General features: G+C 66.3%; 25 protein-coding genes and 4 tRNA genes. 12 read left to right on the forward strand and 17 right to left on the reverse strand.

The features are described 5' to 3' along the window. Positions 1–30: 30 nt before the first annotated feature. Positions 31–1,572, reverse strand: a complete 1,542-nt coding sequence (locus tag LGM71_RS02055) for a chloride channel protein (RefSeq protein WP_226113828.1) — start codon at positions 1,570–1,572, stop codon at positions 31–33. A 174-nt stretch (positions 1,573–1,746) separates the two neighbouring features. On the opposite strand from LGM71_RS02055, the gene waaC reads away from it, so the two are divergent. After that, positions 1,747–2,745 (forward strand): lipopolysaccharide heptosyltransferase I, encoded by a 999-nt coding sequence (waaC, locus tag LGM71_RS02060; RefSeq protein ID WP_226113830.1) that lies wholly within the window; start codon positions 1,747–1,749, stop codon positions 2,743–2,745. A 58-nt stretch (positions 2,746–2,803) separates the two neighbouring features. On the opposite strand, the gene LGM71_RS02065 is transcribed toward waaC, so the two are convergent. From LGM71_RS02065 to rph, 9 genes are all read right to left on the reverse strand, one after another. Beyond that, complete coding sequence (locus LGM71_RS02065) at positions 2,804–2,983, reverse strand: hypothetical protein (RefSeq protein WP_059605294.1); 180 nt, start codon at positions 2,981–2,983, stop codon at positions 2,804–2,806. 98 nt (positions 2,984–3,081) lie between these two features. Next, a complete protein-coding gene (locus LGM71_RS02070) occupies positions 3,082–4,392 on the reverse strand; it encodes an MFS transporter (protein ID WP_124904355.1) in 1,311 nt (436 codons plus the stop codon). Between the two features lie 300 nt (positions 4,393–4,692). After that, positions 4,693–5,184, reverse strand: a complete 492-nt coding sequence (locus LGM71_RS02075) for an energy transducer TonB (RefSeq protein WP_124623506.1) — start codon at positions 5,182–5,184, stop codon at positions 4,693–4,695. A gap of 226 nt (positions 5,185–5,410) precedes the next feature. Beyond that, positions 5,411–5,704, reverse strand: coding sequence for a hypothetical protein (locus LGM71_RS02080; RefSeq protein WP_124623503.1), 294 nt, complete (start codon positions 5,702–5,704; stop codon positions 5,411–5,413). 155 nt (positions 5,705–5,859) lie between these two features. Further along, positions 5,860–6,258 (reverse strand): hypothetical protein, encoded by a 399-nt coding sequence (locus LGM71_RS02085; RefSeq protein WP_124623500.1) that lies wholly within the window; start codon positions 6,256–6,258, stop codon positions 5,860–5,862. A 151-nt stretch (positions 6,259–6,409) separates the two neighbouring features. After that, positions 6,410–6,497, reverse strand: a tRNA-Ser gene (locus LGM71_RS02090). A gap of 42 nt (positions 6,498–6,539) precedes the next feature. Continuing rightward, a complete protein-coding gene (gene hemW, locus LGM71_RS02095) occupies positions 6,540–7,754 on the reverse strand; it encodes a radical SAM family heme chaperone HemW (protein WP_226113839.1) in 1,215 nt (404 codons plus the stop codon). Between the two features lie 34 nt (positions 7,755–7,788). Further along, a complete protein-coding gene (gene rdgB / locus LGM71_RS02100; protein ID WP_059598966.1) occupies positions 7,789–8,418 on the reverse strand; it encodes an RdgB/HAM1 family non-canonical purine NTP pyrophosphatase in 630 nt (209 codons plus the stop codon). Next, positions 8,411–9,151, reverse strand: coding sequence for a ribonuclease PH (rph, locus tag LGM71_RS02105; protein WP_059530129.1), 741 nt, complete (start codon positions 9,149–9,151; stop codon positions 8,411–8,413). Before rph ends, rdgB begins: the two co-directional genes overlap by 8 nt. A gap of 175 nt (positions 9,152–9,326) precedes the next feature. Between rph and LGM71_RS02110 the strand changes: the two genes are divergently transcribed. The 4 genes from LGM71_RS02110 (at position 9,327) to LGM71_RS02125 (ending at position 13,632) form a co-directional block, all read left to right on the forward strand. Continuing rightward, positions 9,327–10,250, forward strand: coding sequence for a YicC/YloC family endoribonuclease (locus tag LGM71_RS02110; RefSeq protein WP_059598967.1), 924 nt, complete (start codon positions 9,327–9,329; stop codon positions 10,248–10,250). Positions 10,251–10,256: 6 nt separating this feature from the next. Further along, positions 10,257–10,940 carry a guanylate kinase gene (gene gmk, locus LGM71_RS02115; RefSeq protein ID WP_059598968.1) on the forward strand — a complete coding sequence of 228 codons (684 nt, stop codon included), beginning with the start codon at positions 10,257–10,259 and terminating at the stop codon, positions 10,938–10,940. 58 nt (positions 10,941–10,998) lie between these two features. Beyond that, a complete protein-coding gene (gene rpoZ, locus LGM71_RS02120) occupies positions 10,999–11,202 on the forward strand; it encodes a DNA-directed RNA polymerase subunit omega (protein WP_006025620.1) in 204 nt (67 codons plus the stop codon). A gap of 63 nt (positions 11,203–11,265) precedes the next feature. Then, positions 11,266–13,632: a RelA/SpoT family protein gene (locus tag LGM71_RS02125; RefSeq protein ID WP_059598969.1), complete on the forward strand. Its 2,367-nt coding sequence runs from the start codon at positions 11,266–11,268 to the stop codon at positions 13,630–13,632. Between the two features lie 177 nt (positions 13,633–13,809). Here the strand turns inward: LGM71_RS02125 and LGM71_RS02130 are convergent. From LGM71_RS02130 to LGM71_RS02140, 3 genes are all read right to left on the reverse strand, one after another. Further along, positions 13,810–13,886 (reverse strand) — tRNA-Arg (locus tag LGM71_RS02130). Positions 13,887–13,947: 61 nt separating this feature from the next. Beyond that, positions 13,948–14,024 (reverse strand) — tRNA-Arg (locus LGM71_RS02135). 67 nt (positions 14,025–14,091) lie between these two features. Next, positions 14,092–14,168: transfer RNA gene (locus tag LGM71_RS02140), tRNA-Arg, on the reverse strand. Between the two features lie 130 nt (positions 14,169–14,298). On the opposite strand from LGM71_RS02140, the gene greB reads away from it, so the two are divergent. Next, entirely contained in the window at positions 14,299–14,862 is a 564-nt protein-coding gene (greB, locus tag LGM71_RS02145; RefSeq protein WP_059530120.1) for a transcription elongation factor GreB, read from the forward strand. Positions 14,863–14,966: 104 nt separating this feature from the next. Here greB and LGM71_RS02150 read toward each other — a convergent pair whose 3' ends face one another. Together LGM71_RS02150 and LGM71_RS02155 are read right to left on the reverse strand one after the other, a co-directional pair. After that, complete coding sequence (locus LGM71_RS02150) at positions 14,967–16,109, reverse strand: porin (RefSeq protein ID WP_124904367.1); 1,143 nt, start codon at positions 16,107–16,109, stop codon at positions 14,967–14,969. A 507-nt stretch (positions 16,110–16,616) separates the two neighbouring features. Next, positions 16,617–16,880 carry a hypothetical protein gene (locus tag LGM71_RS02155; protein ID WP_226113848.1) on the reverse strand — a complete coding sequence of 88 codons (264 nt, stop codon included), beginning with the start codon at positions 16,878–16,880 and terminating at the stop codon, positions 16,617–16,619. Positions 16,881–17,273: 393 nt separating this feature from the next. Here LGM71_RS02155 and LGM71_RS02160 point away from each other — a divergent pair, with 393 nt between their 5' ends. Together LGM71_RS02160 and LGM71_RS02165 are read left to right on the forward strand one after the other, a co-directional pair. Next, a complete protein-coding gene (locus LGM71_RS02160) occupies positions 17,274–17,477 on the forward strand; it encodes a cold-shock protein (protein WP_006476615.1) in 204 nt (67 codons plus the stop codon). Between the two features lie 161 nt (positions 17,478–17,638). Next, positions 17,639–18,766: an exonuclease domain-containing protein gene (locus LGM71_RS02165; protein WP_226113849.1), complete on the forward strand. Its 1,128-nt coding sequence runs from the start codon at positions 17,639–17,641 to the stop codon at positions 18,764–18,766. Positions 18,767–18,802: 36 nt separating this feature from the next. Here the strand turns inward: LGM71_RS02165 and LGM71_RS02170 are convergent, their stop codons facing one another. Both LGM71_RS02170 and LGM71_RS02175 read right to left on the reverse strand, forming a co-directional pair. Continuing rightward, positions 18,803–19,396 carry a chorismate mutase gene (locus LGM71_RS02170; protein ID WP_124623488.1) on the reverse strand — a complete coding sequence of 198 codons (594 nt, stop codon included), beginning with the start codon at positions 19,394–19,396 and terminating at the stop codon, positions 18,803–18,805. Positions 19,397–19,615: 219 nt separating this feature from the next. Beyond that, positions 19,616–19,762 (reverse strand): hypothetical protein, encoded by a 147-nt coding sequence (locus LGM71_RS02175; protein ID WP_009690993.1) that lies wholly within the window; start codon positions 19,760–19,762, stop codon positions 19,616–19,618. Between the two features lie 197 nt (positions 19,763–19,959). Between LGM71_RS02175 and LGM71_RS02180 the strand changes: the two genes are divergently transcribed. The 4 genes from LGM71_RS02180 to LGM71_RS02195 all read left to right on the forward strand — a co-directional run bounded on the left by LGM71_RS02180 (position 19,960) and on the right by LGM71_RS02195 (position 24,551). Beyond that, the gene (locus LGM71_RS02180; RefSeq protein ID WP_226113850.1) at positions 19,960–20,349 is read left to right on the forward strand and encodes a DUF2946 domain-containing protein; all 390 of its coding nucleotides are present in this window, start codon (positions 19,960–19,962) and stop codon (positions 20,347–20,349) included. A 127-nt stretch (positions 20,350–20,476) separates the two neighbouring features. Next, the gene (locus LGM71_RS02185) at positions 20,477–22,825 is read left to right on the forward strand and encodes a TonB-dependent receptor (RefSeq protein ID WP_226113856.1); all 2,349 of its coding nucleotides are present in this window, start codon (positions 20,477–20,479) and stop codon (positions 22,823–22,825) included. Then, positions 22,813–24,072, forward strand: a complete 1,260-nt coding sequence (locus tag LGM71_RS02190) for a sialidase family protein (protein ID WP_226113858.1) — start codon at positions 22,813–22,815, stop codon at positions 24,070–24,072. The genes LGM71_RS02185 and LGM71_RS02190 overlap by 13 nt, the downstream gene beginning before the upstream one ends. Beyond that, complete coding sequence (locus tag LGM71_RS02195; RefSeq protein ID WP_226113859.1) at positions 24,069–24,551, forward strand: TlpA disulfide reductase family protein; 483 nt, start codon at positions 24,069–24,071, stop codon at positions 24,549–24,551. Before LGM71_RS02190 ends, LGM71_RS02195 begins: the two co-directional genes overlap by 4 nt. The last annotated feature ends 73 nt before the right edge of the window (positions 24,552–24,624 follow it).

The following is a 24,624-nucleotide window of genomic DNA, read 5'->3' on the forward strand; positions in this document are numbered from 1 at the left end:
CGTCTACTATCGGCCGGCGCCGGTGGTGATCTACTGAGGGTCACGCGGGTCCGCCGGCGCCGGGCCGCTCGCACCGGATGCGGACGGGCCGGGCTCGTGCGACGTCGCCGGCGTGTGCGTGGCGACGTTGGCGGCCACTGGGGCCTCCGGCTCGCCACCGTCCTGCTCGCGCAGCGTGTCGAGCGGATCGGCGGGCGCGGCGGCCGCATCCTGCGGCTCGACGACCGCGGCCGAAGCCGCCGGTGCCGCGGCGGGTTCCGCGGTGGCCGCGGGCGGCGCGAGATAGCGCTCTGCGAGTGTTTCGTAGAGGGGCGGTGCGAAGAAGCGCGCCATGCGACTCGATACCAGCGCGGTCGCCATCAGCGAAATCACGAGCGCGTGACCGTTGATCATCTCCATCACGATCACGAACGACGTGATCGGCGACTGCGTGACCGCCGCGAGGTAGCCGACCATCGCGAGCGCGATCAGCATCGGCAGGCTCATGTTGCCGAACACGATGTGCAGCAGGTTGCCGAACCCGGCGCCGATCGACAGCGAAGGCGCGAAGATCCCGCCCGGGATGCCCGGCAGGTACGACGCGACCATCGACACCATCTTCAGGAACGGATAAAGCACCGACAGCCGTTCATGGCCGTCGAGCAGGCCGCGTGCCTCGGCATAGCCGCTGCCGAACGTCGTCCCGCCCGACACGAGGCCGACGACCGCGATCACGAAGCCGCACAGCGCCGCGAACGCGATCGGGCGCTCGCGATACAGGCCGAGCAGGCGCGCGGGCAGCCAGCGGCCCGTATTGAGCAGCAGCCAGCTGAAGAGACCGCCCGCGATGCCCGTCACGATCGCGGTGACGAGCACGGCGACGGCAAGCATCTTCGGAAAATGCTGGCCGGCGTCGATCGTGCCGAAGTACGTGTAGTTGCCGTTCAGTCCCAATGCGACGACACCGGCGAGGATGATCGCGGTGATCAGCACGCCGCTTGCGCGGGCGGAGAAACTGCGGGTCAGCTCCTCGATCGCGAACACGATCCCGGCGAGCGGCGTATTGAATGCCGCCGACAGGCCGGCCGCCGCGCCGGCGAGCACCAGTTGCCGTTCGATCTGCGCGTTCGAGCGCGGGTAGAAGCGCCGCAGGTTGAACATCAGCGCCGCGCCGACCTGCACGGTCGGGCCTTCGCGGCCGATCGTGAAGCCGCCGAGGATTCCCAGGAACGAGATCAGGACCTTGCCGAACAGGATGCGCAGCGTCAGCAGCCGCGCACCGAATGCGCTCGGGCTCGCGTGCAGTGTCGCAATGACCTGCGGGATCCCGCTGCCCTCCGCGCCGCGGAAGAAGCGGCGCGTGAGCCATGCCGACGCGGCGGCGATCGACGGCGTCAGCAGCAGCGGCAGCCACGCGGCGTGGTCGCGCATCGTGCGGAAGGTGTCGTAGCCCCAGTCGATCAGCCGCGCGTACAGCACGGCCGCGAGGCCGACGGCGATCGCGCCGAGCCAGAACACGCCGTACTGGCGCCAGATCCGCAGCGAGCGGCGGGTGAGGGCAGGGAACAGGGCAGGAAGGGCGGGGCGTTGCATCGGCAGCGGGCCGGGAGGGCAAAGAACGCATTATAAAAAGAACCCGATGCGGCGGGGCTCGACAAATATTCACAAATGCGTCGCATTTTGTTGCAAATGTAATGCCGGTGTAATATCCGCGCACCGCAAGCGTCGATAGCATGGCGAAATGGCCAGCCATTCCTCATAACGAACGTGAAACGCATACTCATCGTGAAAGTGACGTCGCTCGGCGACGTCGTCCAGACGCTGCCCGTCGTCGCGGACCTCCATCGCGCCTTCCCGGGCGTGAGGGTCGATTGGGCCGTGGATGAATCGTGCGCGGAGGTCGTGCGCTGGCACCCGGGCGTGAGCGACGTACTCTGCGCGCCGCTGCGGCGGTTCAAGAAGCTCCGCAACGGCGGTGACCTGAAGGCGATCTCCGCGTCGATCGGCGCGCTGCGCGCGCACCGCTACGATGCCGTCATCGACCTGCACGGCGTCTACAAGAGCGCGATCATCTCGGCACTCGCGCGCGCCGCACGCCGTGTCGGCTACCAGACGCAGGATCTTGGCGAGACGGGCGCCCGTTTCGCGTACTCGCATCGCTTCGGCCCGCGGCCGGATTGCGACGCGTGGCACGGGATGCGCGTGAGCGCCGGCGAGGCGCTCGGCTATGTCCCCGAAGGCATCGCCGAGTACGGAATCGTCCCGCCGCAGGATGCGAGCCTGCCGCCCGCCGTGACCGACGGCGCGCCGTTCATGCTGCTGTTCCACGCGACGTCCAATCCGGACAAGAAATGGCCGGCCGACGACTGGGCCGCGCTAGCCACCCGGATGATGGCGCGTGGCGTGCGCGTGTTGTTGCCGTGGGGATCGGCCGCCGAGCACGACGATGCGCAGGACATTGCCGCGCGCGCGCCGGGCGCGGTCGTGCTGCCCGCGATGTCGGTGCGCGAACTGGGCGCGGCCATCGGCCGGGCTGCGCTCGTGGTGGGGGTCGATACCGGGTTCGTGCACATGGCGCACGCGCTGCAGCGGCCGACCGTGATGATTTTCGTCGCGACCTCGCGCCACCATTGCGGCATCGGCGGCGCACCGAATGCACTGTCGATCGGCGAGCCCGGCGCGCCGCCGTCGGTGGCGCAGGCACTCGATGCGATCGATGCGGTCGGGTCGGCCTACGGCGCACAGCGCGAGCGGCTGACGGCCTAAGGCCTGCACAGGGCCGCTATCGTCGTGAATGGGCACCGCGGAAACGGGGCCGGCCGGTTCAGGCGAGCAGTGCTTCGACCGTGAGCACCGCGGCGACGGCGGCCAGGTTGGCGAGCAGCGCCTCGAACAGGAGGCCGCGCCAGGTTTTCGGCCGGAAGCGGGCCGCGAGCAGCAGGGCGCCACCCAGCGCGAGCGCCAGGATCAGGACGAGGTCGGCGTTGTCGAGGCGGATGTTCATTGCGGCGGCTCCTTCGGGGATCCGGGGGCGCGCGACGGCGTCCCCGGATCGAGTATAGTCAGCGCCGCCCGCTACACAACCCGAGGCGCCCCTGAGGCTCAGACGAGCGATGCGTCGCGGGTTTCGCGCATCAGCAGCACGCCGATCAGGCTGATCGCTGCCGCGACCGACACGTAGCCGCCGACCCACGACAGGCCGCCGCGCGCGGCGAGCAGCTGCGCGATGTACGGCGCGATCGACGCGCCGAGGATCCCGCCGAGGTTGTACGCGACCCCGGCGCCCGTATAGCGGACGTTGGTCGGGAACAACTCGGGCAGCAGCGCGCCCATCGGCGCGAACGTCACGCCCATCAGGAACAGCTCGAGCGTCAGGAACAACGCGACGAGCGGCATCGAGCCGCTGCCGAGCAGCGGCTCCATCGCGAAGCCGGACAGCAGTGCGGCGATCGCGCCGACGACCAGCACCGGCTTGCGGCCGAAGCGATCCGACGCCCACGCCGACAGCGGCGTGGCGAGCCCCATGAACACGACAGCGAAGCACAACAGGCCGAGGAAGCTCTGACGCGGAATGTGCAGCGTCGACACGCCATACGACAGCGAGAACACCGTCGAGATATAGAACAGCGTGTAGCAGACCACCATCGCGAGCGCGCCGAGCAATGTGGGGCGCCAATGTTGCGAGACGAGCGTCGCGACCGGCACGCGCACGCGTTCGTTGCGGTCGAGTGCGGCCTGGAACGCCGGCGTCTCGGTGATCTTCAGCCGCACGTACAGGCCGAGCGCGACGAGCACCGCACTGACGAGGAACGGGATGCGCCAGCCCCAGCTGCGGAATTGTTCGTCGGACAGCGACAGCGCGAGCGCGAAGAACAGCCCGTTCGACATCAGGAAGCCCACCGACGGGCCCAGCTGCGGGAACATCCCGAACCAGCCGCGCTTGCCTTGCGGCGCGTGCTCGGTCGCGAGCAGCGCCGCGCCGCCCCATTCGCCGCCGAGGCCGATCCCCTGGCCGAAGCGCAGCACGCACAGCAGCACCGGCGCGAGTGTGCCGATCGTGTCGTAGCCGGGCACGAAGCCGATCGCGGTCGTGGACACGCCCATGACGAGCAGCGACGCGACGAGCGTCGACTTGCGACCGATGCGGTCACCGAAGTGGCCGAACAAGAACGAGCCGATCGGCCGCGCGATGAATGCGATGCCGAACGTGACGAATGCGGACAGCGCCTGTGCGGTCGCGGAGCCGTGCGGGAAGAACACGGGGCCGATGACGAGTGCGGCGGCAGTCGCGTAGACGTAGAAGTCGTAGAACTCGATCGCGGTGCCGATGAAGCTCGCGAACACGATGCGCCGGTGGCTGACGGCGCCGGCCGAACCGGTTGCGTGTGCAACGGCCGGGGGAGATGCGGACATGGATGTCTCCGTTTTGTCGTTGGGGCATTCGCCTGAGCGTGCGCTCGGGCAGACAGGTGGACGCCTGCCGGGAGAGCGCAGCCGGGCGGATGATGCGGTAGCGGCGTGAACGCGCGTCGTGGCGCTGACGTCACCCGCCGGTCGACGATGGAGACGGATAGGTCGCCGCCGCCCTGTGCCGGCGTGGTCGGCTCGCATGCCGGGTGCGGCGCGCGAACGCGCGCGCGGGAGGGTGGCCGCGCGATTGCGGAAAATTATAGCCAGCGCCGCGACATAGCGGCAATCGCGGCCGGCGCGGGCTCAGTCGAGCGATTGCGCCTGTGCGGATGCGGTGCTTTGCAACTGGAAACGTCCGTCGTCGTTGAACAGCCAGCCTTCCATCATCTCGAGCCGGCCATTGCCGTCCAGCAGTTTCGACGGTGGTGGCGGCAGCGGCGCCGAGCGACGCAGCGACGCGAGCGCGAGCCCTTCTGCTTCGCTGTCGCCGTTGCTGCGATAAACGGATGCGTTGACGAGGCGGCCGCTGCCATCGACGGTGAACGCGACGACGACGAGCGAGCGCAGCATCGCCTGCGGCGTCCCGCGCGCGACGCCGGACGGATTGTGCTCGGTGACGCACCGCGCGACTTCCACGCGGTACTGGTCGCGATTCGCGTTGCGGATGACGGACGGGATCGTCTGCACCGAGCGCAGCGATGGCGGCGGCGTGATCGTGCAGGCGGCAAGCAACGAGGCGGCGACCAGCCAGGCAACACGCAGCCGGCTGGCGCCCGGGTGGGGAAGATGAGACATGGCGGACTGCCGGAGGGTGACGATAAAAAAATGATAGGCGTCCGGCCGCGACCTGTTATCGGGAGAAACGCATAGTGCGCGAAGCGCGACGTAGCGATTCGCGGATGATGGCGATCGGCGGGCCGACCGGCATGTGTTCCGACGTGACGTGACATGTGACGGCGCGGGCGCGATATGCGCACGCGCGTCGCACGCAGTGGCGGTGGGCGTGGCCCGACCGGCCCGCTTAGTAGCCGTGTGTTACGAGCGACAGAACGGACAGGTCCGGATGCGTGCCGTCGATGATGCTCTTGCCGATGTGCACGGCTTCCCGAACCGCTTCGTCGACGCTCGCGAAGCTTTCCTCGCCGTCCGCGTGGAAGGGCACCGCATGATCGGGCAGCGCGGGATTCGCGCCAGGATGGCAGACATAGCCGGTGTAGGTGTAACGCGTGTCGCTGCCCGGGGCGATGCCCGGCACCACATGGATCTCGAAGCCTTCGTAATCGACGTGATCCGTCGCTGTCGACAATTCGGTCATGGCGGTCTCCCTGGGCCGCACGCACGGATGGCGCGGGCGGCATCGAGTCGCGGCGGCGGTCGTGTCGCCGTGCTGATCGAATTCTAGGCGATGGCGGCCCGGCCCGTGAGGCACGCGCGCGTCGTCGGCGGACGGCGGGCGTGTCGTGGCGCGCGTTACCGCGTGCAGCGCGCGTCCTTGCGCTGCACCACGAGGATCACGGGGTACTTCTGGCCGTGCTCGAGTTCCACCGGCGCGACGACCGTCAGCGTCGCCGGGTCGGAATCGTCGTACACGCTGACCTGTTCGTTGCGGATATAGGTCACGCCGGTGCAGTTCGATGCGCGCCCGTCATCCGACACCTTGCACTGGATCTCGTTTTCCTTCAGATAGTTGTACGGCGTCGGGCTCGCGAGATATTCGCGCAGGCTGCGCGGCGAGCCGCCGACACCCTTCACGTACGCAATCGCGCATGACGGCGTTTGCGCGTCGGTGCCGGAGGCGGAATCGGCGGCCGCGGCGTGCGTGCCGACGGCAGCCAGGGCGACGAGCGACGAGGCGATGAAGGACTTCATGACGTGGTTTCCCGTTTCGCGAATCGGAGCGCCGGATTGTAACGGCATCGGGCGAGATGCGTCGGCACGCGGGGCGGGCACCGTGCGCGGCGCGCGTCGCACAAACAAAAACCCCGTCATTCGATGAATGGACGGGGTTTGGCGAACTTCCTGGCGGAAGCGGTGAGATTCGAACTCACGGACAGTTTCCCGTCGCCGGTTTTCAAGACCGGTGCCTTAAACCGCTCGGCCACGCTTCCACACGAGGCGGCATTGTAACCGAAATGCCGCCTCGTTCCGCCTCAATCGTCGCGCAGGAACAATTCCTGCAGGTCGTTGAGGAACCGTTGACCAAGCGGCGTCGGCGCGATCTGCGCAAAATCGCGCGTGATCAGTCCGCGCTGCTCCGCATCCTTGAGTGCCTGCTCGATCGTGCCGATCGGCAAACCCGTGCGTTCGACGAAGCTGTGCACGGGGAAGCCCTCGACGAGCCGCAGCGTGTTCAGCATGAACTCGAACGGCAGGTCGCGCGCACCGACTTCACGTTCTTCCTGCACCGGCGTGCCGGCCATCGCCTGTTCGATGAAGGTAGCCGGATGCTTGTAGCGTGCCTGCCGCAGGATCCGGTTCGGGAACGACAGCTTCGTGTGCGCGCCCGCGCCGATCCCGAGATAGTCGCCGAAGCGCCAGTAGTTCAGGTTGTGCTTGCACTGATGATTCGGCGTCGCGTAAGCGGACACTTCGTAGCGGCCGTAACCGGCCTCGGCCGTGCGCGCGTGGATCCATTCCTGCATGTCGGCCGATGCGTCGTCGTCGGGTACCACGGGCGGAAACTTCGCGAACAGCGTGTTCGGTTCGAGCGTCAGGTGATACAGCGACAGATGCGGCGGCGCGAACGACAGCGCGGTCTCGATGTCGGCCCGGCATTCGTCGAGCGTCTGGTTCGGCAGCGCGAACATCAGGTCGAGGTTGAAGTTGTCGAACGTCTTCGCGGCGATCTCGACGGCCGCGCGCGCCTGCGCGGTGTCGTGAATGCGGCCGAGCGCTTTCAGATGGCCTTCGTTGAAGCTCTGGATGCCGACGGACAGGCGGTTCACGCCGCTCGCGCGGAACTGCGCGAACTTCGCGGCCTCGAACGTGCCCGGGTTCGCCTCGAGCGTGATCTCGGCGTCGGCATCGAGCGGCAGCAGCGCGCGCACGTCGGACAGCAGCCGGTCGAGGCCGGCCGCCGACAGCAGGCTCGGCGTGCCGCCGCCGATGAACACCGTATGCACCTGCCGGCCCCAGACGAGCGGCAGCGCCTGTTCGAGATCGGCGCGCAGCGCGTCGAGGTACTCGGTTTCCGGAAACCGCTCGCCCTTCCACTCGTGCGAGTTGAAATCGCAGTACGGGCACTTGCGCACGCACCACGGAAAATGCACGTACAGCGCGAGCGGCGGCAGCGACGTGAGCCGCACCTGCCCGGGCGACGTGAAGGCCGCGACGACGCGCGCGCCGGTTTCCGCCGCCTGGCTCATGCGGCCTCCGGTTGCGAATGCGTGACGAAGACGATCATGCCGGTTCCTCCGCGAGCCGCGCGAGCAGTGCCTTCAGCGCGAGCGCGCGATGGCTGTGCGTGTTCTTCACGGCCGGCTCGAGCTCGGCCGCCGTCGCGCCGAGCGACGGCAGGTGGAAATACGGGTCGTAGCCGAATCCGTGTTCGCCGCGCGGCGTGTCGACGATCTCGCCCTCCCAGCGACCTTCGGCGAACAGCGGCTCGGGATCGTCCGCGTGGCGCACCAGCGCGAGCACGCAGCAATAGTATGCGCGCCGGTCGGCGACGCCGCGCAGCTGCTCGACGAGGTACGCATTGTTCGCCGCGTCGCCCTTGTCGCCGCCCGCGCGCTGCGCGTAGCGTGCGGAATAGACGCCCGGTGCGCCGCGCAGCGCGCGCACGCACAGGCCCGAATCGTCGGCGATCGCCGGTAGGCCGGTGAGCCGCGACGCGTGCCGTGCTTTCGTCAGCGCGTTCTCGATGAACGTGCCGAACGGCTCGTCCGCCTCCGGCACGGCCAGGTCGCCCTGCGGCACGATCTCGATGCCGACCGTCGAAAACAGCGCGGTGAACTCGCGCAGCTTGCCGGCGTTGTTCGACGCGAGCACGATGCGCGACAGCGGCGCCAAGGTGCGATCGTCAGACATGGCCGGCGCCCAGCACGTCCTTCTGCAACTGCACGAGCTGGCCGATCCCGCTTTGCGCGAGGTCGAGCAGCGCGTTCATCTCGGCGCGCGAGAACGGCACGCCTTCGGCGGTGCCCTGGACTTCGACGAAGCCGCCGGCGCCCGTCATCACGACGTTCATGTCGGTGTCGCAGCGCGAATCTTCCGCGTAGTCGAGGTCGAGCACGGGTGCGCCTTCGTACACGCCGACCGAGATCGCGGCGACGTGGTCGGTGATCGGCGAGCGCGCGAGCTTGCCGGCCGCGATCAGCTTCGACACGGCGTCGTGCGCGGCGACGAAGGCGCCGGTGATGCTGGCCGTGCGCGTGCCGCCGTCGGCCTGGATCACGTCACAGTCGATGTGGATCGTGCGCGGGCCGAGCGCTTCGAGATCGAACACCGCGCGCAGCGCGCGGCCGATCAGGCGCTGAATTTCCTGCGTACGGCCCGTCTGCTTGCCGCGCGCGGCTTCACGGTCGCTGCGCGTGTGCGTCGCGCGCGGCAGCATCCCGTATTCCGCCGTCAGCCAGCCCTGGCCGCGATCGCGCAGGAATTCGGGCACGCGTTCGGCGACGCTCGCGGTGCAGATCACCTTGGTATCGCCGAATTCGACGAGTACCGAGCCTTCGGCGTGTTTCGTGTAATGGCGCGTGAGGGCGACCTTGCGCAGTTCGTCGGCGCGGCGGCCGCTCGGGCGGGACAGGGAAGACGTCATGGGGGAATCGTGGACGGAAGAGGAAACCCCGATTTTAGCGCCGAACGGCTGCCTTGCCCGGCGGGGTGGGGCGCAAAAATGGGATAATGCGCGCTTCCCGCCCCGCGCCTTGCAATGCGCCGGGCGCCTCGACATATTCCCGCCCGAGAAGGGCACCCAGACGGCGAGACGAACCATGATCTACAGCATGACGGGCTACGCGAGCGCGACGCGCGAACTCGCGACGGCCACCGGCAATGGCGGCACCAGCGTGTCGGTCGAACTGCGCACCGTGAACTCGCGCTTCCTCGACCTGAATTTCCGCATGCCGGACGACGTGCGCGCGTGCGAGCCCGCGCTGCGCGAAATGCTGATGAACAAGCTGTCGCGCGGCAAGGTCGACGTGCGCATCAACCTGCAGCGCGGCGAGCAGAGCATCGGTGCCGGTGCGCTGAACCAGACGGCGCTCGGCCAGCTTGCCGAGCTCGAGCGCTCGGTGCTCGATTCGTTCCCGGGTGTCGGTCGCCTGCGTGCGGGCGAGATCCTGCGCTGGCCAGGCGTGCTCGCCGAGAGCGGCGTATCGGCGGAAGCGATCCGCGACGCGGTGCTCGCGTGCGGCAAGGAAGCGATCGGTGAACTCGTCGTCGTGCGTTCGCGCGAAGGCGCGCAGCTGGCGACGATGCTGCTGTCGAACGTCACCGAGATGGAGGCGATCGTCGCGCGCATCACGCCGCTCGTGCCGGAGCTGATCGCGAAGCATCAGCAGAAGATCGTCGAGCGGCTGCAGGAGGCGCTCGGCATCGCGGCGCCCGAAGGCAGCGCGCCGATCGTCACGCGCGAGGAAGCCGCGGAACGCATTCGTCAGGAAGTGACGATGTACGGCATCCGGATCGACATCGCGGAAGAGCTGTCGCGACTCACCGCGCACCTGAACGAAACGCGTCACGTGATCGAGAAGGGCGGCCGCGTCGGCAAGCGTCTCGACTTCATGATGCAGGAACTGAATCGAGAAGCAAACACGCTCGGCTCGAAGGCGGCGGCGAAGGAACTGGCCGACGCATCGATGGCGCTCAAGCTGTTGATCGAGCAGATGCGTGAGCAAGTGCAAAACCTGGAGTAACGCAACATGACCCATCCCACTCACGACGGCCACGCGTCGCATGCGCTGCACGGCGGCGTCTATCCCGGCAACCTGTTCATGGTCATCGCGCCGTCGGGCGCCGGCAAGTCGACGCTCGTGAACGCGCTGCTGTCGAAGGACAGCGACATCTGCCTGTCGATTTCGTACACGACGCGCAAGCCGCGCCCGGGCGAGCAGGACGGCCAGCACTACCACTTCACGACCGTCGAGGATTTCCGCGCGCGCCACGCCGCGCACGAATTCCTCGAAAGCGCGGAAGTGCACGGCAACTACTACGGTACGTCGCGCGTCTGGATCGAGGAGCAGATGATGAGCGGCCACGACGTGCTGCTCGAGATCGACTGGCAGGGCGCGCAGCAGGTGAAGAAGCAGTTCCGCAACGCGGTCGGCATCTTCATTCTGCCGCCATCGCTCGACGCGCTCGAGGAACGTCTGAAGAAGCGCGGCCAGGACGAGCCGAACGTGATCACGCGACGCCTGCTCGCCGCGGGCAGCGAGATGGCGCACGCGTCGGAAGCGGAATACGTCGTGATCAACGAAAATTTCGATCGTGCACTGGCCGAGCTCGAATGCATCGTCGCGGCGACGCGCCTGCGCTTTGCTTCGCAGTACGCGCGACATACCGAGCTGTTCATCGAGCTCGGCATCCATTTGCCCCACGCGGAATGACGCGGGGGTAGAGGGACATAAGGTAGAATAGGGACTATATTCAGAAGGAATTACCAACATGGCTCGCATTACCGTCGAAGACTGCCTGAAGCAAATCCCCAACCGCTTCGAACTGGCGCTCGCCGCCACTTACCGCGCGCGGCAGCTCGCGCAAGGCCATACGCCGAAGATCGAGAGCCGCGACAAGCCGACCGTCGTCGCGCTGCGCGAGATCGCTGCCGGCCAGGTCGGCGTCGAGATGCTGAAGAAGGTGCCGGTGTAACGCGCATCCGGCCCGTTCCAGCCATGTAGTCCACGCGCGCAACGACTCGACCTGGAGGCGAATATGAGCACCACCCCATCGTCCGCCTCCGCGGATTCGACCACCGAAGCCACGGCCCAGTCGCCTGCGCGCCAGTACATCGACGCGGTCCTCGAACAGTCCTTCCGGCATCTGTTCGGGCCGACCGCCACGCCGGAGCAGCCGCGCAAGCACGGCGTCGTTTCGATCGCGAAACTGACGGCCGCGCTTGCCGAGTATCTCCCTCCGGAAGAAATCAAAGAGGTCAAGGCGGCGTTCCACTTCAGTGACGAAGCCCACCTCGGTCAATATCGCCAGAGCGGCGAACCCTACATCACCCATCCCGTCGCCGTCGCGGAAATCTGTGCCGGCTGGAAGCTCGACGCGCAAGCCGTGATGGCCGCGCTCCTGCACGACGTGATGGAAGACCAGGGCGTGACCAAGAGCGAGCTGGCCGAACGGTTCGGCCCGAAGGTCGCCGAACTGGTCGACGGCCTGTCGAAGCTCGACAAGATGGAGTTCCGCAGCCGCGAGGAAGCGCAGGCGGAAAACTTCCGCAAGATGCTGCTCGCGATGGCGCGCGACGTGCGGGTCATCCTCGTCAAGCTCGCCGACCGTCTGCACAACATGCGCACGCTCGGCGCGGTGCCGATGGAAAAGCGCCGGCGCGTCGCACGCGAGACGCTCGACATCTACGCGCCGATCGCGCACCGCCTCGGGTTGAACAACACGTATCGCGAGCTGCAGGACATGAGCTTCGCGAACTTCAACCCGCATCGCTACGCGACGCTCGAGAAGGCCGTGAAGGCCGCGCGCGGCAACCGCCGCGAAGTGATCAGCAAGATCCTCGAGGCTGCTCAGCGCGCGATGAGCGACGCGAAGCTCGACGCGGAGATCACCGGCCGCGAGAAGACGATCTACAGCATCTATCGCAAGATGCGCGACAAGCAGCTGTCGTTCTCGCAGGTGCTCGACGTATACGGCTTTCGCGTCGTCGTCGAGAGTCCGCTTGACTGCTACACGTGCATCGGTGCGTTGCACGCGTTGTACAAGCCCGTGCCCGGCAAGTTCAAGGACTACATCGCGATCCCGAAGATCAACGGCTATCAGTCGCTGCACACGACGCTCGTCGGCCCGTTCGGCGCGCCGATCGAGTTCCAGGTGCGCACGCGCAAGATGCACGAGATCGCCGAGGCCGGCGTGGCCGCGCACTGGCTGTACAAGAACGGCGGCGCGGATCTGAACGATGTGCAGAAGCGCGCGCATCAGTGGCTGAAGTCGCTGCTCGACATCCAGAGCGAAGCCGGCGATTCGAGCGAATTCCTCGAGCACGTGAAGATCGACCTGTTCCCGGATGCGGTCTACGTGTTCACGCCGAAGTCGAAGATCATGGCGTTGCCGCGCGGCGCGACGGCGCTCGATTTCGCGTATTCGATCCACAGCGATCTCGGCAACCAGTGCGTGGCCGTGAAGATCAACAACGAGTTGCTGCCGCTGCGCACCGAGCTGAAGAGCGGCGACATCGTCGAGGTCATCACCGCGCCGTATTCGAAGCCGAACCCCGCGTGGCTCGGTTTCGTGCGCACCGGCAAGGCGCGTTCGGCGATTCGTCACTACCTGAAGACGATGCGCCTGAACGAGTCGGTGCAGCTCGGCGAGCGGCTCGTCGATCAGAGCCTGAAGGGTTACGGGCTCGCGCTCGCCGATGTCACGCCGGAGGTGTGGGAGAAGCTCGTCCAGTGGACGGGCAACAAGAGTCGCCAGGAAATCTTCGCGGACATCGGCCTCGGCCGCCGCGTCGCCGCGGTGATGGCCAAGCGCATCGAGGTGCTGATGACCGGCCGCGATGCGGACGACGATCTGCCGAAGTCCGAGCGGCATCCCGCGCACAATGCGCCGCCGGTCGTGATTACCGGCACCGAAGGGATGTCCGTGCAACTGTCGGCGTGCTGCCGGCCGATTCCGGGCGATGCGATCATGGGCTATATCGGCATCGGCCTCGGGATGGCGATTCATACGACCGATTGCCGGGTCGCGCAGCGCATCCATCGTCGCGATCCGGGCCGCTGGATCGACGTCGAGTGGGCGCCGCAGCCGGGTCGTCTGTTCGACGTCGCGGTGAAGGCGCTCGTGAAGAACACGAAGGGCATCTTCGCGCGCGTCGCGGCGGACATCACGTCGGCCGACGCGAACATCGTTCACATCGCGATGGACGAGGATCTGACGCACGAATCGACGGTGCTGCGGTTCGTGATCCAGGTCAGCGATCGCGTGCATCTCGCGAACGTGATGCGGCGCGTGCGGACCAATCCGGACGTGATGCGGATCATGCGCGAGCGCTCGACCGACGACAGCGTGCATGCGCGTCACGACGGCGGCATGCGCATCGAGCGCGAGCGGCAGGATTACTGACGTCGCGCGGTGGTTTGCGGCGGGATGCGACGGCGGCCACGGGCCGCCGTTTTCATGTATGCAGCGCGTCGGGCGATGTCATGAAGTGGCAACCCGACTCGAGCGGGCGGTGGCCGAACAAAAGAGGGGGAGGCGGAAAAGAAAAAAGGGCCTTCCCGGAGGAAGGCCCTTCTGAGGTGGCGCGGCTGGCAGGATTCGAACCCACGACCCCTTGGTTCGTAGCCAAGTACTCTATCCAACTGAGCTACAGCCGCACGCAAAGCGGTACTACTTCAACTGTCGGAACCTTCTGCGATGGGAAGGCCCCCAAAAAGGTGGCGCGGCTGGCAGGATTCGAACCCACGACCCCTTGGTTCGTAGCCAAGTACTCTATCCAACTGAGCTACAGCCGCACGCAAAAACAAAACGCTACAACATCGAACTGAAAGGGCCTTCGGTTTGGAAGGCCCTCGAAAAAAGTGGCGCGGCTGGCAGGATTCGAACCCACGACCCCTTGGTTCGTAGCCAAGTACTCTATCCAACTGAGCTACAGCCGCACGCAGAAGCGGAAGTATAGCAGGGTTGTATAAAAAGGGAAGCCTTATTCGCAAAAAATGTCACCCGATCCTGGGCGGCCGCGTTCGTGTACCCTTGATGCATCAGTCATCCAAGTGTTGAATCTGCATCATGAACAAGGCGTTTGTCAAAGAGTCGGACGGCGACGACGACGATCTCGACCCGAGTCAACCCGCGATTCCGGCGGGCACGAAGAACTACATCACCCCGGCCGGCCACAAGCGGCTCAGGGACGAACTCCTGAACCTGATCGACGTCGAGCGCCCCGAAGTCGTGCGGTTGGTGTCGTGGGCCGCGTCGAACGGCGATCGATCGGAGAACGGCGACTACATCTACGGCAAGCGGCGGTTGCGCGAGATCGACCGCCGGATCCGCTTTCTGACGAAGCGGCTCGATCTCGCCGAAGTCGTCGACGCGAGCCGGCAGGAGAATGTCGACCAGGTGTTCTTCGGCGCGACCGTCGATTACGCGACGCCGGACGGCGAGGATCACACCGTCACGATCGTCGGGATCGACGAGGTCGATCTCGATCGCGGCTGTGTCAGCTGGATTTCGCCGGTCGCACGAGCCCTCATCAAGGCGAAGATCGGCGACACCGTCACGCTGATGACGCCGGCTGGTCCCCAGCCGATTGACGTGCTCGACGTTCGCTATCCGGCACCGGGCAGCGCGTGAGCGGGGAGCGGTGCATTCGCACAGCGCAGCGCTGAATCAACGAGCGCCCCGGGTGGGGCGCTTCGTCATGACGGTCCTTGCCGGGCGGGGACCGATCGCATTGCTCAGAAGCGGTGGCGCATGCCGGCCGTGACCGCGATCTGCTTGTTCGTCGACGACGCGGTGCCGAGCCCGTTGATGTTCGCGCCCACAGCCAGGCCGTCCGCATTGACCCGCTGGTACTCGCCCTGCAGATACAGGTCGGTGCGCTTCGACAGCGCATAGTCGGCCTGCAGGTTGAACTGGTGCCAGCTGGGCGTCTGGCCGTCGAGGCGGGCGTCGGTGTACGTGTACGAACCCGCGAGCGAGAATGCCGGTGTCAGCGCGTAGCGGCCATTCACTTCGTAATTGTTGAAGCGCGTGCCGCCGGTGAGCGGGATGCCGCCCGACACGCCGGACTGCCCGGCGCTGATCCTGGCCGAATCGGTCAGGCGCGTCTGCGTGAACACGAAGCCGGCCGTCGCGGGCCCGAACGTGTAGTTGAGGCCCGCGCCCCAGGTGCGCTGACGGCTGGCGGCGAACGTCCAGTCGCCGGCCACCGCGCCGGGGTCGCTGGCTGCGAGCGACAGCGCGTTGATGTTGTTGTTGAGTTGCATGTACGCGGCCGCGACGTTGAAGCCCAGATAGCTGTAAGACGCGCCCACGCTGTATGCGCGGTTGTTCGAGAAATCGCTGGAATTCGAGAAGCCATACAGCGCGCCGAACTTCAGGCCGCCGTAATTGGCACTCTGATACTTGACCGAGTTGTTGATCCGGAACGAGTTGTTCAGATTGTCGTTGTCGAACGGGTGCGCGAACTGCGTGCCGCCGTATTGGGTGCCGGTCAGCGACAGCGGGCCGAGGAAATCGACGACGCTGTCGTACTGGCGGCCGAGCGTGAGCGAGCCGTAGCTTTGGTGCGCGAGGCCGACGAAAGCCTGGCGACCGAATTCGCGGCCGTTCTGCTTGAGCGAACCGTTGTTGATGCCGAAGCCGTTTTCCAAGGTGAAGATCGCTTTCAGTCCGCCTCCGAGATCCTCGGTGCCGCGCAGGCCCCAGCGGCTGCCGTTGATCGAGCCGCTGGTCTCCTGCCACGCGCTGTGACCACCCTGGTTGTTCGTATAGGTGATGCCTGCATCGATCAGGCCGTACAGCGTGACGCTGCTTTGCGCATGGGCGGCAGTGGCACACACGCCGGTCAATGCGGCGACGATCAGGGGCTTTTTCATGATCTGTCTCCAAACAGGATGATGTCGATCGAACCTGCTGCGGGCATCGGCGGCGTCGCGTGTCGGCGACGCCGTGCGCGTTGAGCGCGGCGCCTTCGTCGGAAATCCATTTGCAGTGTACGGATGGGTCCGGGTGCAAAAGGAAATTGCTTCTGGCAATACTGTATTTTGAATCCCGCAAGAATGAGTGTATGCGCCGGGAGCCCCGGCCATCAAGACTTTGCGGCAGCGCAGCAGGCGGAGAATGTGATCAGGACTGCATAACGGGTGTCGAGGGCGTTGCGCGATCGCGACAGGCAATCAGTGGCGGGCGGGGCAGACCTAGCGCGATTATTGACACATCGGCAATAGAGGTTTGTGTGGAGCATGGATAATGAAAGGATGTTCTCTCGCTATACTGCGATCTCTGCTTTCCGAAGCAGACTTTTTCGTTGACGGAAAAGATCTCCAAACCTTTGTCGGCGCGACTTCCCAGTCGCGCTTTTTTTTTGCCCGTCTCCCGGATCCCTATTGCTTGTACGAGCGTCGCTTGCGCTTGCCGGTCGGCTGCGTGTCATCGGCTTCGGCCCGCGGCGGCGTGTACGTCCAGTCTTCCATCACGTAGTGACGGGCGTCCAGCGGTGAAGCCAGCAGGTTCTGCCAATGATCGCCGTGCCAGGTCGGGTCGAACTCGGTATCGCATGGCGTTTCACGAGACTCGGCCAGCGCGCGGGACTTGCGGCGTACGCGTGCGAGCCGGCTCGCAAGGCGTTTGATTCCGTCCAGCCACATGACCTTCTCCTTCCAATGCCTTGCACCAGCATCGCTACGTCCTTCGTTCTTGGCAATCCGGAAAAAACCCGATGATTTTACCGGCCCGATTTGTCCCCGGTAGGTTTTTCATGTTTTTGATTATCGGTGATTCGCTCCCGGTAATATTGACAGGTTTTTGATGCGAATCAATTAATAAAAGACGATGGTGTACCGATTCCAGTGGTATTGACGTTTTTTTGATAAAGAAGGCACCAAAAATTCCCTTGACGCACCCGGATTGTCCAATTTATAAAGTCAGCACTCCGTCCCCGGGCGGAGCGCTGGGGGTGAGTGTCGGCGCGCCGTTGCGGGATTTCGGGAAGCGGCTATAAACAGTAGCTTTTTTGATCTAATCGAGTGGGGAACGAAGGTATGGATACCGGTATCGTAAAATGGTTTAACGATGCTAAAGGTTTCGGCTTTATTACGTCCGATAATGGTGGCGAAGATCTGTTTGCGCACTTTTCCGAAATCCGGATGGACGGCTTCAAAACGCTGAAGGAAAACCAGCGCGTTTCCTTCGATGTGAAAGTCGGGCCGAAAGGGAAGCAGGCAGCGAATATCCAGGCGGTCTGACGCGCCACGCATTGCCGATCACGTCCGGCCCCCGCATCGCGGGGGCTTTTTGCTTTTTGGGGCACGAAAACCCGTGACCGGCGAATCGAATCCGCTTCGTACTGGTCGCGAACACGCCTGCCGGTGCATACTCACGGAAGCATTGTCTCTCCCGCCTTTTCATGTCCGATTTCCGTCCGTCCGATCCCGCCTGCGAACAGCCGCTCGTCTTCGTCGATCTCGAAACCACCGGTGGTTCGTCCGCCGAGCACCGCATCACTGAAATCGGCGTAGTCGAAATCGGCCCGCTGGGCGTATCGACATGGACGACGCTGGTCAATCCGGGGCAATCGATTCCGCCGTTCATCCAGCAACTGACGGGCATTTCCGATGAGATGGTGCGTGACGCGCCGTCGTTCGCGTCGCTCGCGCCCGTGCTGTTCGAGCGGCTCGACGGCAAGCTGTTCGTCGCGCACAACGCGAGCTTCGACCGGGGCTTCCTGCGTGCCGAATTCGAGCGCGCCGGCTTCGCATTCAATCCGGACGTGCTGTGCACGGTGCGGTTGTCGCGCGCGCTGTTTCCGCAGGAGGCGCGACACGGACTCGATGCGCTGATCGAGCGGCATGGCCTCGTTCCCGCCGCCCGCCACCGGGCGCTCGCGGATGCCGATCTCCTTTGGCAGTTCTGGCGGCAATTGCACGAGATCGTGCCGCTCGAGCGTCTGCGCGACCAGATTGCGCGCACGACGCGCCACTTCCGTCTCGCGGGCGGCATGACCGAAGCGTGGCTCGATACCGCGCCGGCCGGATGCGGCGCGTACGCGTTGTTCGGGGAGGGCGACGTAGCGCTGTACGTTGGCCGCAGCGTGCGCGTGCGGCAGCGCTTGCGCGCGCTGCTGACTGGCGAGCGGCGTTCGTCGAAGGAAATGCGGATTGCACAGCAGGTGCGGCGCGTCGAATGGCGGGAGACCGGCAACGAACTCGGCGCAATGCTTGCGGAAGCGCAGTGGATCGCTCGCCTCCGTCCGTCATACAACCGGCGTCCCGCGGCCGAAAGCGCCCGTGCCGGCAATGTGCCCTGGCCGTTCGACGGCCCGGTCGCGTTCGAGGCGAGCGGCGAGCGCCGCCTGTTTCATGTGATCGACGGCTGGCGCTACCTCGGTGTGGCCGAATCGCTCGATGCGGCGGCGCGGCTCGTGGCCGATGGCGCGGACGGTGCGGTCGAGCCGCATACCCATCGCCTGCTGCAGACGCATCTCGCGCGCGGCCTGCAACTGATTCCGATAGCGGCGCTCACGCCTGCCGACTGAGCACCGCCGGCTGCAGCGCGTAATGGCCGCGCGCCATCAGCCGATCGCGCTGGCGCCGCCGGCCGAGCACACGTGCGACAGCGCGATGCCGAGTGCCTGCGTCTGGGTGCGGTCGTAGCGCGTAAGCGTCTTCCAGTTCGCGATGCTGCGTGCGAGCCGCGCCTGGCAATCGGGCGCGTCGCGCAGCGGTGCGACTTGCGCGAGGCCGGCCAGCATCTTTTGCGTGAGCTGGTCGAGCGCCGGCCGCGTGCTGGTTGCGAGGTCGGGCGGCGAGCCTTCCGGCGGCCGCGTCGCGCGCCACGTTGCGAAGAGCGCGTTCTGCACGTCCTTGCTCGCGGCGATCTGATCCTCGAAGAACGTGCGCGCGAACGCGGGATCCACGCCGGACTGTGCGGCACGCTTCTCCACCGATGCGAGCAGGGCCGCTTCGCGCGGCCGGTCCTCGATCGCCTGGTGGTTCGCCCATTTCCATCGCGCGACGGGTTCGGCAAGCGCGAGCCGCTGCGATGCGAGCGCGACGAGATTGGTGAGCGCGGTGTCATCGCCGTCCGCGCGTGCGACGTGCGGTGACGTAAAAAAGGCGACGCCGAGCGCGGCGACAGCGACGCTGGCACGAATGGCTTGTTTCATCGGAACGATCGGGGGACCGGGATGGCCGGAGTTGGAAAACCAGAAGAATAGACGAAGACAGTCGCGCGGCGGAACGACGCGACAGAAGAATCAGCGGACGCGCTGATCCGGCACCGTCAGGCCATTGCAGCCCGGGTGCGAAGCGATCTGCGCCGAAAACGCAGCGATGAACCGCACGATATCGATCGACACGTGGCGGTTACAGAACGGAACGTAGGTTCACTTCGGCGAGTACAGCTTGTGCTGCTCGTCGAAGAATGCCCGGACATGCTCGGGCAACTCGGCGAGGAATTCCACGCCGACGGGTTCCGGATCCGGGCTCATCACTTGCTCGGGCGGGGGCATGCGGGTTGGTCTTTCGTCCATGGTCATTTCTCCAGCAGGTTCAATAATTATCAACCTCGCGCTTGGATTTATGCCAGTGGCGAATCGTTAGATTTTGTCTCTGTTGTATTAACGGCACATGCGCAGCTGCGCACTGTGAGATGCCGACTATTGCACCTCGCACGTCGGCAACGATCGGGCCGCTTGCTATACTTGCGCGCACTTTTTCCTGGACCGCGATGAAACGAACGACGCGATGGATCGGCCTCGTATGGTTGGCGATCGTACTGAACGTACTGTCGCCCGTCATCGGCTACGCGCGTCTCGCATCGAGCGGTTCCGGCGAGCTCACGCTCGAATTGTGCAGTGCGGCAGGCGTGCGCCACATCGCCCTCGCGCAGTCGGGCGACGACCGCGGCACAACGCCGTTGGACCATGCCGGCGTGCCGCACTGCGTGTACTGTCCCGGCTTCGCGGCGAACGTGGCGCTCGGCACGAGCCTGCCTGCATTGCCGGGCTTCGTGCGCGCATTCGCGTACCGGGCGGCCGCCCCGGCCGTTCCCGTTTTTCCCCGCAAGGGCATCCGTCTCGCGCAGCCGCGCGGTCCGCCTGAAAACGTCCCGATCTGATTGATATCGTCCGCGCGCTCCGGTGGCGCGCGTGTCGCCTGCGGCCCGATCCGCGCGCCGCGCCATGTGCGCGCGGCGCGTCGGCTCGCGCACGGCGGCGTCCGGTCACGTTTTCAGGAATTCATCCATGTCGTTCACCTTCCCCGCGCGGCCGTCGCGCGACCGGCTCGCGCTCGCCTGCGCGGCAGTTTTTGTCTGGCCTGCCGCGCAGGCGGCCACGATCGATGGCGCATCCGCCGACCCCGTGCCCGGCGGCCCGGGCAACCCGGCCGGCCGTGCCGCACCGGTTGCCGCGCCCGCGCCGACGAGCGACACGCTGACCGCCGTCAGCGTTTCCGCCCGGCGGCAACCCGTCGATCCCGATACGCCGGCCGTCGTCGAGTCGATCACGCGCGAGCAGATCGACGCGCACACCAACGTCACCACCGAGGACGCGCTGAAGTACGCACCCAACCTGATGGTTCGCAAGCGCTACATCGGCGACCGCAACAGCGTGTTCGCCGGCCGCGACTTCAACGAGTTGCAGAGCGCGCGCGGGCTCGTCTACGCCGACGGGCTGCTGCTGTCGAACCTGCTCGGTTCGAGTTACGCGTATCCGCCGCGCTGGTCGCTGATCGCGCCCGACGATATCGCGCGCGTCGACGTGCTGTATGGTCCCTTTTCCGCGCTGTATCCCGGCAACGCGATCGGCTCGACCGTGCTGCTGACGACGCGGCGCCCCGATGCGCTCGAGGCGTCGCTGTCGACGCAGTTCTTCACGCAGCGCTATCACGACGGCTACGGGTTCGCGGACCGCTTCGGCGGCAATCACCAGACCGCGCGGATCGCGAACCGCGTCGGCAAGTTCTGGTTTTCGCTGTCGCTTGACCGGCTGGAGAACGACGGCCAGCCGATGCAGTATGCGAGCCCCAATTCAGCCTACAACCCGACGCTCGGCGCTGCGGTGCCAGTTACGGGGGCAGCTACCGACATCGGGCCGAACGGCAAGCCGCGCACGATCGTCGGCGCGCAGACCATCGAGCGGACCGAGCAGCTCAACGAGACGGTCCGGATGGGCTATGCGTTGACGGACCACGTCGACGCGACGCTGACGCTCGGGCACTGGGAAAACCATTACCGGCAGCACGGCGAAACCTTCCTGCGCGATGCGGCCGGCAATCCCGTCTACGGTGGCAACGTGTCGATTGGCGGCCGGAACATGACCGTCGCGCCGAGCGCGTTCGCGCCGCAGCGCGGCGACCAGGAGAATTGGTTGTACGCGCTCGGCCTGAACGGTCGGCTGGATTCGGGCTGGCGACTGTCGGGCGTGGTGTCGGCATACGACGTATCGCGCGACGTGCTGCGCGCGGCGTCGACCGTGCAGGGCGGGGCGGGCACGCTGTTCCAGGGCGACGGCACGGGCTGGCGCACGTTCGACCTGAAGGCCGAAGCGCCGGAAGTGAAGGGCCACGCGTTCACGTTCGGCTATCACTACGACAACTATTTCCTGCGCAACGTCACGTACAACACGGCCGACTGGCTGACCGGGCCGACTACGTCGCTCGCGAGCGTCTACCGGGGCGACACGCGCACGCAGGCGCTGTTCGCGCAGGACGCGTGGCGTTTCGCGCCCGGCTGGCTCGCGACCCTCGGCCTGCGCTACGAGCGCTGGGATGCATACGGCGGCGCGCTTGGCAACGCCAACGGCATGCTCGGCTACGCGGACCGCAACGCGAATGCGCTGTCGCCAAAAGTTGCGCTGCAATGGGACGCGACGGACGTCTGGCGCTTCCGGCTGTCGTTCGCGACCGGCACGCGCTTCCCGACGGTCGGCGAACTGTTCCAGGGCACGATCTCGAACAACGCGATCGTCAACAACAACCCGAACCTGCGGCCGGAAAAGGCGATCGACTGGGACTTCACGGCCGAGCGCGACGTGGGCGTCGGCGTCGTGCGCGCGAGCGTATTCCAGAGCGACCTGCGCGATTCGATCTACAGCCAGACGACGGTGTCGGGCGCGTCGACCGTCACCAACATCTCGAACGTCGATCGCGTGCGCGTACGTGGCATCGAACTCGCATTCAGCGGCCAGAGCGTCGGGCTGCGCGGACTCGACATCGACGCGAACGTGTCGGCGAGCAATGCGCAGATTCTGGCCGACGCCGCGAATCCGGCTTACGTCGGTTCGCGCTTTCCGCGCATCCCGCGCATGCGCGCGAACCTGCTCGCGTCGTACCGCTTCGACGAACACTGGCTCGCGAGCGTCGGCGTCCGCTACTCGGGCCGCCAGTTCAATACGCTCGACAACAGCGACGTCAATCCGGACGTGTACGGCGGCACGAGCACCTTCACGGTCGTCGACCTGAAGGCACGCTACCGGTTCGACCGTCACTGGGTCGCGTCGGTCGGCATCGACAACCTGACTGACCGCCGCTACTACGTGTTCCACCCGTATCCGGGCCGCACTTTCTTTGGAGAACTGAAATGGTCGCTGTGAAATCGTTCGCGGCAGGCTGCGCGCTGTGGCTCGCGGCGCTGTCGCCCGCAGGTGCGCACGACGCGCCGAACGCCGTCGATCCGCATGCGGCGCACATGAGCATGCAGGCCGCGCCGGCACAGCAGAAGCAGCCGCTCGCGACCGGCGCCGCATTCGACGTGCGGCACCGGCTGTGGGTCGCATGGGTCGAAGGCGCGCACGTCGTCGTCGCGCACTCGGATGACGCGGGCCGCACGTTGTCCGCACCTGCGACCGTCAACGCGATGCCCGAGCCGATCTACACGAGTGCGGAGAATCGCCCGAAGCTCGCGACGAGCCCGGACGGTAGCGCGGTGTACGTGTCGTGGTCGATGCCGCTCGAGGCGCCGTACACCGGCATGGTGCGCTTTTCGCGTTCGCTTGACGGCGGCGCGACCTGGAGCGTGCCCGTCACCGTGCATCGCGACCGGCAGGCGATCACGCACCGCTTCGACATGATGGCAGTCGATCCGGCCGGCAACATCGCGATCGCGTGGATCGACAAGCGCGATCTCGTTGCGGCGAAGGCGGCGGGGCAGGCGTACGACGGTGCGGCCGTCTACTACGCCGTGTCGCGCGACGGCGGCGCGTCGTTCGAGCCAGAGCGCAAGGTGACCGATCACACATGCGAATGCTGCCGCATCGCGATGGCGATCGGTCCGGCCGGACATATCGAAGCCGTGTGGCGCAACGTATTCCCGGGGCAGATCCGCGACCATGCGCTCGCGGTGCTGCCCGTGTCGGCGTCGGAGCCCGTCGCGCCGGTGCGCGCGACGTTCTCGAACTGGCACGTCGAGGCGTGCCCCGAGCACGGGCCGGCGCTCGCGATCGCGCCGGACGGCACGCGCCACATCGCGTGGTTCGGCGTCGTCGACGGCCGCGCCGACGTGTTCTACTCGCGCATCGGCGCCGATGGGAGGCCGCTCGGCACACCCTGGGCGTTCGGCGCGAATCCGGCGGTACCAGCGGAGCAGGCATCGCATGCGGCGCTCGTCGCGCGCGGTGATGTCGTCTGGCTCGCATGGAAGGCATTCGACGGCGACACGATGCAGATCAAGTTGCGCCGCTCGGACGATCGCGGCGAGCACTGGTCGGCGCCGCGCGTGATCGCGTCGACCTCGGGTGCGAGCGACAACCCGCAACTGCTCGACGATGCAGGACGCCTCTACCTGTCGTGGCGTACGCGTAACGACGGCTATCGGCTGATTTCCGTGGAGGGGGCGCAATGAAACGGCTGCTGGTGTCGATCGGCGCCGTGCTTGCGAGCCTGCCCGCATGGGCCGGTGAACTGCAGCCGCTGCGCGCGGCCGAGGTCGCGAAGTTGTACGCGACGGCGCTCGAACGGCCGCTCGCGGTCGAGATCTGGTCGCTCGATTGCGGCTACTGCCGCGAGAACGCCGCGCATCTGGTCGCGTGGCAGCGCCGGCATCCGGACGTGCGCCTCGCGATGGTCTCGATGGACGCGTACGACGACAACGGTGCGGCGATCGCGCAGGCGCTCGCGCAAATGAACCTGCCGCCGCAGGTCGCGCAATATGCGAACGCGGAGCCGATGCCCGAGCGTCTGCGGGCGGCACTCGATGCGGGATGGCGGGGAGAAATGCCGCGTACCGTGTGGATCGGACGCGATGGCGCACGCGAGGCGCGCAGCGGATTGCTGACGACCGACGTGCTCGACGGCTGGTTTCGGCGCGGCAAGCGCCAGTGAAACCGGAAGGCGGCGCGCGGGCAATGCCGCGCGCCGCTTCGATGCAAATACGAAACGAAAGCGCGCCCGAAGG

It is taken from the genome of Burkholderia sp. AU33545, from assembly GCF_020419685.1.
In the GTDB taxonomy this organism is placed as follows: Bacteria; Pseudomonadota; Gammaproteobacteria; order Burkholderiales; family Burkholderiaceae; genus Burkholderia; species Burkholderia diffusa.

Bases quoted from the DNA above. Each gene is read 5' to 3' on its own strand.
- LGM71_RS02055 (WP_226113828.1), bottom strand. From the start codon at position 1,572: ATGCAACGCCCCGCCCTTCCTGCCCTGTTCCCTGCCCTCACCCGCCGC.
- LGM71_RS02065 (WP_059605294.1), bottom strand. From the start codon at position 2,983: ATGAACATCCGCCTCGACAACGCCGACCTCGTCCTGATCCTGGCGCTC.
- LGM71_RS02070 (WP_124904355.1), bottom strand. From the start codon at position 4,392: ATGTCCGCATCTCCCCCGGCCGTTGCACACGCAACCGGTTCGGCCGGC.
- LGM71_RS02075 (WP_124623506.1), bottom strand. From the start codon at position 5,184: ATGTCTCATCTTCCCCACCCGGGCGCCAGCCGGCTGCGTGTTGCCTGG.
- LGM71_RS02080 (WP_124623503.1), bottom strand. From the start codon at position 5,704: ATGACCGAATTGTCGACAGCGACGGATCACGTCGATTACGAAGGCTTC.
- LGM71_RS02085 (WP_124623500.1), bottom strand. From the start codon at position 6,258: ATGAAGTCCTTCATCGCCTCGTCGCTCGTCGCCCTGGCTGCCGTCGGC.
- hemW (WP_226113839.1), bottom strand. From the start codon at position 7,754: ATGAGCCAGGCGGCGGAAACCGGCGCGCGCGTCGTCGCGGCCTTCACG.
- rdgB (WP_059598966.1), bottom strand. From the start codon at position 8,418: ATGTCTGACGATCGCACCTTGGCGCCGCTGTCGCGCATCGTGCTCGCG.
- rph (WP_059530129.1), bottom strand. From the start codon at position 9,151: ATGACGTCTTCCCTGTCCCGCCCGAGCGGCCGCCGCGCCGACGAACTG.
- LGM71_RS02110 (WP_059598967.1), top strand. From the start codon at position 9,327: ATGATCTACAGCATGACGGGCTACGCGAGCGCGACGCGCGAACTCGCG.
- gmk (WP_059598968.1), top strand. From the start codon at position 10,257: ATGACCCATCCCACTCACGACGGCCACGCGTCGCATGCGCTGCACGGC.
- rpoZ (WP_006025620.1), top strand. From the start codon at position 10,999: ATGGCTCGCATTACCGTCGAAGACTGCCTGAAGCAAATCCCCAACCGC.
- LGM71_RS02125 (WP_059598969.1), top strand. From the start codon at position 11,266: ATGAGCACCACCCCATCGTCCGCCTCCGCGGATTCGACCACCGAAGCC.
- greB (WP_059530120.1), top strand. From the start codon at position 14,299: ATGAACAAGGCGTTTGTCAAAGAGTCGGACGGCGACGACGACGATCTC.
- LGM71_RS02150 (WP_124904367.1), bottom strand. From the start codon at position 16,109: ATGAAAAAGCCCCTGATCGTCGCCGCATTGACCGGCGTGTGTGCCACT.
- LGM71_RS02155 (WP_226113848.1), bottom strand. From the start codon at position 16,880: ATGTGGCTGGACGGAATCAAACGCCTTGCGAGCCGGCTCGCACGCGTA.
- LGM71_RS02160 (WP_006476615.1), top strand. From the start codon at position 17,274: ATGGATACCGGTATCGTAAAATGGTTTAACGATGCTAAAGGTTTCGGC.
- LGM71_RS02165 (WP_226113849.1), top strand. From the start codon at position 17,639: ATGTCCGATTTCCGTCCGTCCGATCCCGCCTGCGAACAGCCGCTCGTC.
- LGM71_RS02170 (WP_124623488.1), bottom strand. From the start codon at position 19,396: ATGAAACAAGCCATTCGTGCCAGCGTCGCTGTCGCCGCGCTCGGCGTC.
- LGM71_RS02175 (WP_009690993.1), bottom strand. From the start codon at position 19,762: ATGGACGAAAGACCAACCCGCATGCCCCCGCCCGAGCAAGTGATGAGC.
- LGM71_RS02180 (WP_226113850.1), top strand. From the start codon at position 19,960: ATGAAACGAACGACGCGATGGATCGGCCTCGTATGGTTGGCGATCGTA.
- LGM71_RS02185 (WP_226113856.1), top strand. From the start codon at position 20,477: ATGTCGTTCACCTTCCCCGCGCGGCCGTCGCGCGACCGGCTCGCGCTC.
- LGM71_RS02190 (WP_226113858.1), top strand. From the start codon at position 22,813: ATGGTCGCTGTGAAATCGTTCGCGGCAGGCTGCGCGCTGTGGCTCGCG.
- LGM71_RS02195 (WP_226113859.1), top strand. From the start codon at position 24,069: ATGAAACGGCTGCTGGTGTCGATCGGCGCCGTGCTTGCGAGCCTGCCC.